This window comes from Pseudomonas sp. MHK4, from assembly GCF_054600775.1.
On record NZ_BAAIAK010000006.1, the window covers coordinates 62,002 to 74,057 of the forward strand.

Sequence of the window (12,056 nt, forward strand, 5' to 3'; positions counted from 1 at the left end):
CGGCACAACTGGCTACGAGGTGAGGGGGCATTCTACTCGCTGTGCAGATTTGCATAAATCAACTCTGCGAGCTTTTTACTGATCCCGGGGGCTTTGGCGATTTCGTCGATGCTGGCACGAGACAGCTCCTGCAATCCACCAAAATGTTTGAGCAAATCGCGACGACGTGTCGGCCCGACACCGGCAACGCCTTCCAGCGTCGAGGTGCGGCGGGTCTTGCCGCGTCGCGCGCGGTGCCCGGTAATCGCAAAACGGTGGGCTTCGTCGCGAATCTGCTGGATCAGGTGCAGCGCGGGGGAATCACCGCGCAAGGTGAATTCGTGGGCGGCGTCGTTGAGGTACAGGGTTTCGAAACCAGCCTTGCGCGTCGCACCCTTGGCCACGCCAAGCAGGATCAGGTCGGGCACCGCCAGCTCATCGAGTACGTCGCGGGCCATCGACAACTGGCCCTTGCCACCATCGACCAGGAGGATGTCCGGCAGCTTGCCCTCCCCGTCCTTGAGCTTGCTGAAGCGCCGGGTCAGCGCCTGGTGCATGGCGGCGTAGTCATCGCCGGCCGTGACGCCTTCGATGTTGTAGCGCCGGTAATCGGACTTGATCGGGCCTTCGGGGCCAAACACCACGCACGAGGCCACGGTCGCCTCCCCGCTGGAGTGACTGATGTCATAGCACTCGAGGCGCTGGGGTGGTTCGTCCAGCTTGAGCACTTGCGCCAGGGCCTCGAAACGCTCGGCAACGTGTTGCCGGTTTGCCAGGCGCGCACCCAGGGCCTGCTCGGCATTGGTCACCGCCAGTTGCTGCCAACGCGCACGCGTTCCGCGCACCCGGTGACTGATGCTCAGTTCGCGACCGCGCAGCTCGACAATGGCCGCGATCAGTGTCGGAAAGTCCTCGTGGACCACATTGACGATCAGCTCGCTCGGCAAGTCGCGTTCAGGGCTGCTGACATAGTACTGGCCGAGAAACGCTGCCATGACTTCAGAAACGTCCTCTTCGATACCCACCTGCGGGAAGAAGTTCTTGCTGCCCAGCACTCGCCCGCCGCGCACGCTGATCAGGTGAACACAGGCACCGCCCGGGTTGACGAACGCTGCAATCACATCGACGTCGCCCGTGCCACCTTCCATGCTCTGTTGATCCTGGACCCGGCGCAGCAGCGAAATCTGATCGCGCAGTTCGGCGGCGCGCTCGAATTCGAGGTTGATCGCCGCCTCTTCCATGGCCGCGGACAGCTCGTCGGTCAGTGCATTGCTGCGCCCTTCGAGGAACATCACCGAGTGCCGCACGTCTTCGGCATATACCTGCGGGTCGACCAGGCCGACACAAGGCGCCTTGCAGCGCTTGATCTGGTATTGCAGGCAGGGCCGCGTGCGGTTCTTGTAGTAGCTGTCTTCACACTGGCGCACGAAAAATGTCTTCTGCAACAGGCTCAGGCTTTCGCGGATCGCGCCGGCACTCGGATAAGGGCCGAAGTACTTGCCCTTGGCCTTCTTCGCCCCGCGGTGGATGCTCAAGCGCGGAAACTGGCCATCGGAGAGAAAAACGTAAGGGTAGGATTTGTCGTCGCGCAGCAGGATGTTGTACGGCGGCCGCCACTCCTTGATCAGCGTCTGCTCAAGCAGCAAGGCCTCGGTTTCATTGGCCGTGATGGTCGTTTCGACCTGGGCGATACGGGCCACCAGGGCCGCGGTCTTGGGGGCCAGGCCGGTTTTTCGGAAGTAGCTCGACAGGCGATTCTTGAGGTTCTTCGCCTTGCCGACGTAGAGCAGGCGCGCATCGCTGTCGAACATGCGATACACACCGGGGCGCCCGCTGACCGTCGACAGGAAGGCGCTTGGATCGAAGATTTCGGTCATTTTCAGAGGCTGGCATCAACCATGCCGTGACGAACCGCCAACAGCGTCAACTCGACATCGCTGCTGATCGAAAGCTTCTCGAAAATGCGATAACGGTAGGTGTTCACGGTTTTCGGCGACAGGCACAACTTGTCGGAAATGATCTGGACTTTCTGGCAGCCGACAATCATCAACGCGATCTGGATCTCCCGTTCCGACAGGGCGTCAAAGGGCGAATCGTTGGTTGGCTGGAAAGACTTGATCGCCAGTTGCTGGGCAATCTGCGGGCTGATGTAGCGCTGCCCGGCAAACACCAGGCGGATGGCCTGGACCATTTCCGGCAATCCGGCGCCCTTGGTCAGATACCCTGCCGCACCGGCTTGCAACAGCCGCGTGGGAAACGGATCTTCCTCGCACACGGTCACGGCGACGACCTTGATGTCGGGATGGCTGCGCAATAATTTGCGGGTGGCTTCAAGACCGCCGATCCCGGGCATCTTGACGTCCATCAACACCACATCGGGTTTCAACTCACGCGCCTTCAGCAGGGACTCTTCCCCGGACTCTGCCTGGCCGACTACTTGCAGGCCATCGATGTCAGCCAGCATTCGTGTAATGCCTGTACGAACGAGATCATGGTCATCGACTACTAGCACCCTAATCAAGCAGACACCCCGCGATATGATCTTGTTGGATTGCCCGCCACCTTAGCAAAAAGCAACTGGCAGACCTAGCGGCAAGCGTTATATAAAAAGTTTCCATTCATCTTGCAGGGCCTGTCGGCAGCGTGTTTCAGCGCTGCGCTGCGGCTACTTCCCGCTCCATGCGCAGGAAACACTCGTCCCTGCCCACCACCTTCAAGCCTTTGCGTTCGTACAGGGCCCGCGCCGGATTATTCTCAAAAACCGTCAAGCGCAAGGCCGCACGCCCTTCCCCGCACGCCAGTGCCACTACCTGATCGATTGCCCAGGCACCGGCCCCCTGCCCTCGATACGCCTGGCCAACCTGAAGTTCGCGGATGTACAGCGCCCGGGCATCCCGACTCAGGCTGACGAACCCCAGCCGGCACTCAAAGCGCACAATCACCCGGTTGTCACGCCCGGCCCAGGCGACATCGAACGCTTCGTCCAGCCACAACAGATCATGCTGGATGTAATAGCGCAGCATGTTGATGCGCGTCAGGTCCCGGGCGAAATCGAGGTCGTGATGGGTCGCCGGGCGCCAGTCAATCTCCGGCAAGCCCCGGCGAATGTCGGGCAGTGGCGTCATGCTGATCCCGTGGCGGCAAAAAACCCGGAGTGTGTCACAACTTCTTCGGCACTCAAGCAATAGAAAACGCCGTCGATGAGCGATAGCATTTTCTGATTGAAACCTCGTACCGGCCTCTAGTAAGCTCGGTGCACTCATCGGAGACAGACCATGTCCAACGCCCGCCCACCGCTTCATACCGCCAGCGCCCCGCGCTCGGTTGCGGCTGCCCGGGTGAATGACGTGTGCACTCCGGCAAGCTTTTATTTTGGGTATTGGTTTAGCCACTGGCGCGCCTGATACCCACACGGCGCCCACTTCAAACGGGTCGCCACCAGAGAATTCTCAACCCCCGGTCGGCTTCCCGACCGGGGGTTTTGTTTTTTTGGGCCCGCCACCCGCTCCAGACACGTTTAGCGACATACCGCCATCAAGAGGATTTTAGAAATGAACTACGCCACTTATTACCGTAACGACAGTTTTACCGCCTGGCGATTTACCACCCTCCGCTCGGGACAGCCTGCCGCCTCCGATCGGTCACCCACAGGTGGCAAGCACACACACGCAGCCAATCCGGCCAATTGTCGAACACCCCAGTAGGGCCGAGCGCGCGGGAATGAACCCGCCGCCGCCCAGGAAGCCTGAACATGAACTCGTCCGTCTCTGCTCTGCCACTGTCGACCCTCACCTGTGCCAACGAAGCGCTGACCCTGCGCCTGCCCAGTTCGTTGCAACTCAAGCAGCAATTGCCACTGACCAATGCCCTGGCCCGGCAAGTCGCGGCTCACCGCCAGGCGGTTCGCGCGATCCTCGACGGTGAAGACTCCCGTCTGCTGGTCATCGTCGGCCCCTGCTCCATCCACGACCCGCAATCAGCACTTGAATACGCCGACAATCTCGCCCGCCTGAGCGCCGATGTCAGCGACCAGATGCTCCTGGTGATGCGCGCCTACGTCGAAAAACCTCGCACCACCGTCGGCTGGAAAGGCCTGGCCTACGATCCGCACCTCGATGGCAGCGATGACATGGCCGCCGGCCTGACCCTGTCCCGCGAGCTGATGCGGGAAATGCTCATGCTCGGCTTGCCGGTGGCGACTGAACTGCTGCAACCCATGGCCGCCGGCTACTTCGACGACCTGCTGAGCTGGGTGGCCATTGGCGCCCGCACTACCGAGTCGCAAATCCATCGCGAGATGGCCAGCGGCCTGGGCATGCCGGTAGGCTTCAAGAACGGCACCGACGGCGGTGTCGGCGTCGCCTGTGACGCCATGCGCTCGGCCGCCCACCCGCATCGACACTTCGGCGTCGACAGCCAGGGCCATCCCGCGATCATCCAGACACCGGGCAACCCCGACACCCACCTGGTGTTGCGCGGCGGTCATCACGGACCGAACTACGACCGCGCCAGCGTCGCCCGCGTGCACGGCGACTTGACCCGACTGAAGATCCCGGCCCGGATCATGGTCGACTGCAGCCACGCCAACAGCAGCAAAGATCCGCTGCGCCAACCCGCCGTGTTCAATGACGTGCTGGAGCAACGCCTGCAGGGCGATCGCTCGCTGATCGGCATGATGATCGAAAGTCATTTGTTCGAGGGCTGCCAGCCACTGAGCCCGTCGCTGAACTACGGCGTATCGGTCACCGACGGCTGCCTGGGCTGGGGCGCGACAGAACAACTGTTGCACCAGGCGGCGGATCGGCTGCGGGCACAGCAAGCCCGCTGACCGCCGGCATCATCGAACTGCACCAACCCGTCTTCATCCGCAGACGGGTTGACAGCCACCAGGATTCGTACCCTGCCTATGCCTTTTTCCCCAGGCCACAGCGGCTATTTCATACATCGCTGCGGCGCTGGAGTCATTAGAGTGACGTTGAAATCACTTTCTTGAACCACCCTGGAAAAGGAATGAACATGCAACGGAATGCAAAGACTCATTATCCCGTCCTGCTGGTGCACGGGTTGTTCGGCTTCGAGCGCATCGCCAGCGTGCACCTCTTCCACGACGTCAGGCAGGCCCTGCGCAGCGCAGGCACGAGGGTGTTCGTCCCGCATTTGTCCGCCACCCACAGCAACGAAGTACGCGGCGAACAACTGCTGGCGCAGATCCAGCGGGTGCTGGAGGGAACCGGCGCCAACAAGGTCAACCTGATCGGCCATAGCCAAGGTGCACTGGCCGCACGCTATGCCGCCGCGACAGCGCCCGGCAAGGTCGCCTCGGTGACGTCCGTCAGCGGGCCGAACCATGGCTCGGAGCTGGCGGACCTGCTGCGCAAGGCCTTGACGCCGGGCCTCCTGCCGGAAATCGTGGCCGAAACCATAACCACCTTGTTCGCCGACTTTCTTTCGTTACTCAGTGGCAAAAGCCGGATGCCGCAAAATGCCATCGCCGCGCTGAACGCCCTGACCACCCAAGGTGTGGGCGCATTCAACCAGAAGTACCCGCAAGGGTTGCCGCAAACCTTTGGTGGCAAGGGCCGCGAACAGGTCAACGGTGTCCGCTACTACTCATGGAGTGGCATCCTGCAGGGAAAGCGCTGGCACGAAGGACTTGACGCCGCCGATCCGTCCCATGGACTGATGCGCGCGCTCTCCCGTTATTTCACCCTCGAGCCCTTGCAGAATGATGGCCTGGTCGGCCGCTACAGCTCCCACCTGGGCACCGTCATCCGCTCGGACTACCCGCTTGACCATCTGGGCACCCTTCGCCAGGCGGGCGGTCAAAGTGTAAGGCGCGTCGACCCGATCGATCTTTACGTGCAACACGCCGAGCGCCTGAAAAAAGCCGGGCTTTGACCCAAGCCTGCCGTCCAGAGCACTGGCAACGGAACTTTGAGGAGAATTAGGCCACTGAATCCGGTAGGCTCAGCACTTTACCGTACATTGAATGGAGAGTTTTCCCATGGCCAAAGCCACTGCCCGTCACATCCTTGTTGCCAGCGAAGCCAAATGCAACGAACTGAAGGCCCAAATCGAGGCGGGTGCAGACTTCGCCGAAATCGCCAAAGCCAACTCCACCTGCCCTTCCAGCCGCCAGGGCGGTGACCTGGGTTCGTTCGGCCCGGGCCAGATGGTCAAGGAGTTCGACACCGTGGTCTTCAGCGCACCGATCAACGTGGTGCAAGGTCCGGTCAAGACCCAGTTCGGCTACCACCTGCTGGAAGTAACCAGCCGCCAGGACTGATAGACGCCTGGATGTGCTTTGCAACGGCCCGCCATCTGGTGGGCCGTCGTGTTTCAGATGCGTAATACGGCTGGCGAGGGACGCGCCGCTAGCGTACAAATTGTGGCTGACGACCACCCGGCTCTAAGGCTGAAAATGCGACTGGCTTTCCCGACTTTATTGTTCACTGCCGTGGCCCTGCTCCTGGGCGCCGCCGGTGTGAATGCCGCACCCCAACATGCGTTGACCGTCTACGGCGAGCCCGCCAAGTACCCTGCCGGCTTCAGTCATTTTGCCTACACCAACCCGCAGGCCCCGAAAGGCGGGACGATGAGGCGTTCGGCGATCGAGATCGGGCATTTCGATCACATCCTGCCTTATATAGACAAGGGCATTGGCGTGACCCAGATCGATGGCCTGCTCTACTCCCCCCTGGCGCAGCGCTCGCTGGACGAACCCTACACCGTGTACGGCCTGGTGGCGCAGCAGATGGAGCGCTCCGACGACGGCCTGTTTCTGCGCTTCTACCTCAACCCCAAGGCGCGCTTTGCCGATGGCAAGCCGATCACAGCCGAGGACGTACGCTACACCTTCGATCTGTTGATGACCCAGGGCAGCCTGCGTTATCGCACGCAGTTCGCCGACGTCAAGGGCGTCGAAGTGGAATCGCCATTGACCGTGCGCTTCGACTTCAAGAACAACGAAAATCGCACCCTGCCGCTGGACATCGCGACCTTGCCAGTGTTTCCCGAACACTGGTGGAAGACCCGTGATTTTGCCGATGGCGGCGGTTACGAGCCGCCCCTGGGCAGCGGACCGTACAAGGTCGGCAAGGTCGATTCGGGACGCAGCATCACGTTCGAACGCAACCCCGACTGGTGGGGCAAGGACCTGCCGGTCAGCCGCGGCCTGTACAACTTCGACCATTTCAGCATCGAGTATTTCGGCGATACCGATGTCGCCCGCCAGGTCTTGCGCGGTGGCGCCTACGACTACAACCGCGAGTTTTCCGCCACCGGCTACTCCATCGGCTACGACAGCCCGGCCCTGAGCGACGGTCGCCTGCAAAAGGCCCACCTGGCCACCGAAGCGCCACAATCGGCCCAGGGTTTCGTGTTCAACCTGCAAAATCCGATGTTCCAGGACCGCCGGGTGCGCCAGGCGCTGGCGATGCTCTGGGACTTCGAATGGAGCAACCGGCAGATGATGCGCAACCTGTACATCCGCCAGCAGAGCTTCTTTTCCAATACCGACCTGGCGGCCAGGCAGCTGCCTGATGCCGGTGAGCTGGCAATCCTGGAACCCTTGCGCGGACAGATCCCCGATGAAGTCTTCAGCCAAGTGTTCGAGCCACCGAAAACCGATGGCAGCGGCTTGATTCGTGACAAGCAACTGCAAGCCCTGGAGCTGCTGAAACAGGCCGGTTGGAAACCCCAGGGCGACCAACTGGTGAACGCCGACGGCGAGCCACTGAGCTTCACCTTCCTGGTCAGCCAGAACGGCATGGACCGCTTGCTCCTGCCCTACAAGCGCACCCTGAAACAGATCGGCATTGACCTGAACATCCGTCGCATCGATTCGTCCCAGTACGTCAATCGCCTGATGAGCCGCGACTACGACATGATCGTCACCGGCTATCCGGTCACCACCTCCCCCGGCGGCGAACTGATCAACTACTTCGCCTCGGTCTCGGCCCTTGATCCCGGCGCCAACAACTACATGGTCTTGAAGAACCCGGCGGTGGACACCCTGATCAACGGCCTGATCCGCGCCAACACCCAGGCCGACATGCTGCACTATGCCCATGCGCTCGACCGGGTGCTGCAATGGAACTATTACTGGATTCCCAACTATTACCCGCCGGGCAGTTCCACCGTGTGGTGGAATCGCTTCGGCATACCGAACGTGCAGGCAAGCAATGACGAAGCCATCGAGAGCTGGTGGGAAATGAGCACCACGCCGCTGACCAACCAGCAGATGACCGCCGAGCGGATCCGTCGCGGCGGCCCCGGAGGACCCCATTGATGTGGGCTTATATCGTGCGGCGCCTGCTGCTGATCATCCCGACCCTGGTGATCATTCTGCTGGTCAACTTCGTGATCGTCCAGGCCGCGCCGGGTGGCCCGGTGGAACAGGCCATCGCGCACCTGCAGGGCATCGGCGGCGCCAATGTCGGGGGCGGCTCGAGCGAGACCATGGGCCATTCACGCGCCAGCCGCGGCCTCGATCCGCAGTTGATCAAGGACATCGAAAAGCAATACGGCTTCGACAAGCCGGCACCTGAGCGCCTGTGGTTGATGCTCACCAGTTACGCGCGCCTGGACTTCGGCAAGAGCTTCTTTCGCGGGGCCACCGTCACCGACCTGATCCTGGAAAAAATGCCGGTCACCATCTCCCTCGGGCTCTGGGCGACGCTGATCACCTACCTGGTGTCGATTCCCCTGGGGATCCGAAAGGCCGTGCACCACGGTAGCCACTTCGATGTCTGGAGCAGCACCGCGATCATCATCGGCTATGCCATGCCGGCCTTCCTGTTCGCCATGTTCCTGATCGTAGTGTTCGCCGGCGGCACCTCGCTGAACTGGTTCCCGGTGCGCGGGCTGGTCTCGGACAATTTCGAGTCGCTGTCGACCCTGGGCAAGGTCGCCGATTACTTCTGGCACCTGGTGCTGCCGGTAACCGCCCTGGTGATTGGCGGTTTCGCGACCCTGACCATCCTGACCAAGAACTCCTTCCTCAACGAAATCACCCGCCAGTACGTGGTCACCGCCCGCGCCAAGGGCCTGAGCGAACGCCGGGTGCTGTACGGCCACGTGTTCCGCAACGCCATGTTGCTGGTGGTATCGGGGATTCCCCAGGCCTTCATCAGCGTGTTTTTTGCCGGCTCCCTGCTGATCGAAGTGATCTTCTCCCTCGATGGCCTGGGTCGCATGAGCTACGAGGCGGCCGTGTCCCGGGACTACCCGGTGGTGTTCGGTTCGCTGTTCATCTTCACGCTGTTTGGCCTGCTGATAAAACTCGTCGGCGACCTGTGCTACACCCTGGTCGACCCGCGCATCGATTTCGCCGCGAGGAACGCCTGATGCTCAAGCTTTCGCCGCTGGGCCGACGCCGCTTCGAGCGTTTCAAGAAAAACCGCCGCGGCTGGTGGTCGCTGTGGTTGTTTGTCGGGTTGTTCCTGCTGACGCTGTGTGGCGAGCTGATCGCCAATGACAAGCCGCTGATCGTCAGTTATGAGGGGTCGTTGTACTTCCCGGCGCTCAAGCGCTATACCGAGCAGGAATTTGGCGGACAACTGCCCTTCCAGGCCGATTACCGCAGCGACTACGTGCAGAAGCTGATCAAGAAGGACGGTGGCTGGCTGCTGTTCCCGCCCATCCCCTTCAGCGACGACACGCCGAACTATGACCTGAACAAGCCGGCCCCGAGCCCGCCTTCGAACGTCAACTGGCTAGGCACCGACGACCAGGCGCGGGACGTGTTGGCGCGGGTGATTTTCGGCGCGCGGGTGTCGATCCTGTTTGCCCTGATGCTGACCTTCGTCAGCGCGCTGATCGGCATCGCCGCCGGCGCCCTGCAAGGCTATTACGGTGGCTGGGTCGACTTGCTCGGTCAGCGGCTGCTGGAGGTCTGGTCCGGGTTGCCGGTGTTGTACCTGCTGATCATTCTTTCGGGGTTCGTCGAGCCGAATTTCTGGTGGTTGCTGGGGATCATGGCGCTGTTTTCCTGGCTGGCGCTGGTGGACGTGGTGCGTGCCGAATTCCTGCGCGGGCGCAATCTGGAATACGTCAAGGCGGCCCGTGCGCTGGGCCTCAGCGATCGCAAAGTGATCGTACGGCACATCCTGCCCAATGCCATGAACGCGACCTTGAGTTACCTGCCGTTCATTTTGACCGGGGCCATCTCGACCCTCACCGCGCTGGATTTCCTTGGTTTCGGCATGCCGGCCGGCAGTGCGTCGCTGGGCGAACTGATCGGCCAGGGCAAGCAGAACCTGCAGGCGCCCTGGCTGGGTCTGACGGCGTTTTTCACCCTGGCGTTGATTCTTTCTCTATTGGTGTTCATCGGCGAAGCCTTGCGCGACGCTTTTGACCCTCGTGCGTGAAGCGGACCGTTGATATGAGCAACCTGATCGAAATCCGTGACCTCAGCGTGGCCTTCAGTGGCCAGACCGTGGTGCGCAACCTGTGCCTGGACATCCGCCCCGGCGAATGCCTGGCGCTGGTCGGCGAGTCAGGTTCGGGCAAGTCGGTGACCGCCCACTCGATCCTGCAACTGCTGCCCGAATGCGGCACCGACACCACCGGCAGCATCCGTTATCGCGGCCAGGAACTGGTGGGCGCCGATGCGCGCAAATTGCGCGAACTGCGGGGTAATCGCATCGCGATGATTTTCCAGGAGCCGATGACCTCCCTGAACCCGTTGCACAGTATCGAAAAGCAGATCGGCGAAACCCTGCTGGTGCACAAAGGCATGGCCGGCAAGGCGGCGCAGGCGCGGATCCTCGAGTTGCTGCACCTGGTAGGCATCCAGAAGCCCAAGGAGCGGCTCAAGGCCTATCCCCACCAATTATCCGGTGGCCAGCGCCAGCGGGTGATGATCGCCATGGCCCTGGCCTGCGAACCAGAATTGCTGATCGCCGACGAACCGACCACGGCACTGGACGTGACGGTACAACGCAAGATCCTGCTGCTGCTCAAGTCGCTGCAACAGCGACTGGGCATGTCGCTGCTGCTGATCAGCCACGACCTCAACCTGGTGCGCAGCATTGCCCAGCGCGTCTGCGTGATGAAGACTGGGGAAATAGTCGAGCAGGCCACCTGCGAGACGATGTTCACCGCACCGAAACACCCTTACAGCTGCCTGCTGCTCAATGCCGAGCCGGAAGGCGAAGCGCTGCCCCGGGACGAGCGCGAGAAAGTCCTGGAAGTGCACGACCTGCGGGTGCAATTTCCGGTCAGTGGTGGACTGTTCCGGCGCAAGACTTACCTCAAGGCCGTGGACGGCATCAGCCTGAATATCCAGCGTGGCAAGACCCTGGGCATCGTCGGCGAATCGGGTTCCGGCAAGTCCACCCTCGGCCAGGCGATCCTGCGCCTGCTGGATTCCGAAGGTGGTATTCGCTTCCAGGGGCAGGCCCTCGATGGCCTGACGCAAAAGCAGTTGCGGCCATGGCGCAAGAAAATGCAGGTAGTGTTCCAGGACCCGTTTGGCAGCCTCAGCCCGCGCATGTCCGTGGCGCAGATCATCAGCGAAGGCCTGGAGGTGCATAGCCAGTTGAGCGCGGAGCAATGCAACGCCGAGGTGATACGGGCGCTGCAGGAAGTCGGGCTCGACCCCCAAAGCCGGCATCGCTACCCCCACGAGTTTTCCGGTGGCCAGCGCCAGCGCATCGCCATTGCCCGGGCACTGGTGTTGAAACCGGCGCTTATCCTGCTCGACGAGCCGACCTCGGCGCTGGACCGCACCGTGCAGAAGCAGGTGGTTGCCCTGCTGCGCCAGCTTCAGGAAAAACACGGGCTGACCTACCTGTTCATCAGCCATGACCTGGCGGTGGTGCGCGCCCTGGCCCACGACATGATCGTGATCAAGGACGGCAAGGTGGTCGAAAGCGGCGCCAGCCACGACGTGTTCGATTCGCCGCAGCATCCCTATACCAAGGAGCTGTTGGCGGCGGCGCATGTGGGGCAGGCATAATCCAGCCAGACCGCGTCGCGGCCTTCGCGAGCAAGCCCGCACACAGGGGATTTGTGACCGACACAGATCACCTGTGGGAGCGGGCTTGCTCGCGAAGACGGCCTCATCGGCAATA

Annotated in this window: 10 protein-coding genes; 7 read left to right on the top strand and 3 right to left on the bottom strand. The window is 61.9% G+C overall.

Going from position 1 to position 12,056, the window contains the following annotated elements; genetic code table 11:
* Window positions 1–32 precede the first annotated feature (32 nt).
* The 3 genes from uvrC to ACYP2Q_RS16780 form a co-directional block, all read right to left on the bottom strand.
* Window positions 33–1,856 carry an excinuclease ABC subunit UvrC gene (gene uvrC / locus ACYP2Q_RS16770; RefSeq protein WP_459731486.1) on the bottom strand — a complete coding sequence of 608 codons (1,824 nt, stop codon included), beginning with the start codon at window positions 1,854–1,856 and terminating at the stop codon, window positions 33–35.
* Window positions 1,857–1,858: 2 nt separating this feature from the next.
* The gene (gene gacA, locus ACYP2Q_RS16775) at window positions 1,859–2,500 is read right to left on the bottom strand and encodes a response regulator transcription factor GacA (RefSeq protein WP_008015884.1); all 642 of its coding nucleotides are present in this window, start codon (window positions 2,498–2,500) and stop codon (window positions 1,859–1,861) included.
* A gap of 127 nt (window positions 2,501–2,627) precedes the next feature.
* Window positions 2,628–3,104 (bottom strand): GNAT family N-acetyltransferase, encoded by a 477-nt coding sequence (locus ACYP2Q_RS16780; protein WP_459731487.1) that lies wholly within the window; start codon window positions 3,102–3,104, stop codon window positions 2,628–2,630.
* 626 nt (window positions 3,105–3,730) lie between these two features.
* Between ACYP2Q_RS16780 and ACYP2Q_RS16785 the strand changes: the two genes are divergently transcribed.
* The 7 genes from ACYP2Q_RS16785 (at window position 3,731) to ACYP2Q_RS16815 (ending at window position 11,941) form a co-directional block, all read left to right on the top strand.
* Window positions 3,731–4,807, top strand: coding sequence for a 3-deoxy-7-phosphoheptulonate synthase (locus tag ACYP2Q_RS16785; RefSeq protein ID WP_459731488.1), 1,077 nt, complete (start codon window positions 3,731–3,733; stop codon window positions 4,805–4,807).
* 188 nt (window positions 4,808–4,995) lie between these two features.
* Window positions 4,996–5,877 carry an esterase/lipase family protein gene (locus ACYP2Q_RS16790; RefSeq protein WP_459731490.1) on the top strand — a complete coding sequence of 294 codons (882 nt, stop codon included), beginning with the start codon at window positions 4,996–4,998 and terminating at the stop codon, window positions 5,875–5,877.
* Window positions 5,878–5,983: 106 nt separating this feature from the next.
* Window positions 5,984–6,265: a peptidylprolyl isomerase gene (locus tag ACYP2Q_RS16795; protein ID WP_047529711.1), complete on the top strand. Its 282-nt coding sequence runs from the start codon at window positions 5,984–5,986 to the stop codon at window positions 6,263–6,265.
* A gap of 135 nt (window positions 6,266–6,400) precedes the next feature.
* Window positions 6,401–8,269 carry an extracellular solute-binding protein gene (locus ACYP2Q_RS16800; RefSeq protein ID WP_459731491.1) on the top strand — a complete coding sequence of 623 codons (1,869 nt, stop codon included), beginning with the start codon at window positions 6,401–6,403 and terminating at the stop codon, window positions 8,267–8,269.
* Window positions 8,269–9,327, top strand: a complete 1,059-nt coding sequence (locus tag ACYP2Q_RS16805) for a microcin C ABC transporter permease YejB (RefSeq protein WP_408596664.1) — start codon at window positions 8,269–8,271, stop codon at window positions 9,325–9,327. Before ACYP2Q_RS16800 ends, ACYP2Q_RS16805 begins: the two co-directional genes overlap by 1 nt.
* A complete protein-coding gene (locus ACYP2Q_RS16810; protein WP_459731492.1) occupies window positions 9,327–10,349 on the top strand; it encodes an ABC transporter permease in 1,023 nt (340 codons plus the stop codon). Before ACYP2Q_RS16805 ends, ACYP2Q_RS16810 begins: the two co-directional genes overlap by 1 nt.
* Before the next feature lie 14 nt (window positions 10,350–10,363).
* Window positions 10,364–11,941 carry an ABC transporter ATP-binding protein gene (locus tag ACYP2Q_RS16815; protein ID WP_459731493.1) on the top strand — a complete coding sequence of 526 codons (1,578 nt, stop codon included), beginning with the start codon at window positions 10,364–10,366 and terminating at the stop codon, window positions 11,939–11,941.
* The last annotated feature ends 115 nt before the right edge of the window (window positions 11,942–12,056 follow it).

Coding starts and splice junctions, on each gene's coding strand:
- uvrC (WP_459731486.1), bottom strand. CDS start 1,856: ATGACCGAAATCTTCGATCCAAGCGCCTTCCTGTCGACGGTCAGCGGG.
- ACYP2Q_RS16800 (WP_459731491.1), top strand. CDS start 6,401: ATGCGACTGGCTTTCCCGACTTTATTGTTCACTGCCGTGGCCCTGCTC.
- ACYP2Q_RS16780 (WP_459731487.1), bottom strand. CDS start 3,104: ATGACGCCACTGCCCGACATTCGCCGGGGCTTGCCGGAGATTGACTGG.
- ACYP2Q_RS16815 (WP_459731493.1), top strand. CDS start 10,364: ATGAGCAACCTGATCGAAATCCGTGACCTCAGCGTGGCCTTCAGTGGC.
- ACYP2Q_RS16790 (WP_459731490.1), top strand. CDS start 4,996: ATGCAACGGAATGCAAAGACTCATTATCCCGTCCTGCTGGTGCACGGG.
- ACYP2Q_RS16810 (WP_459731492.1), top strand. CDS start 9,327: ATGCTCAAGCTTTCGCCGCTGGGCCGACGCCGCTTCGAGCGTTTCAAG.
- ACYP2Q_RS16795 (WP_047529711.1), top strand. CDS start 5,984: ATGGCCAAAGCCACTGCCCGTCACATCCTTGTTGCCAGCGAAGCCAAA.
- ACYP2Q_RS16805 (WP_408596664.1), top strand. CDS start 8,269: ATGTGGGCTTATATCGTGCGGCGCCTGCTGCTGATCATCCCGACCCTG.
- ACYP2Q_RS16785 (WP_459731488.1), top strand. CDS start 3,731: ATGAACTCGTCCGTCTCTGCTCTGCCACTGTCGACCCTCACCTGTGCC.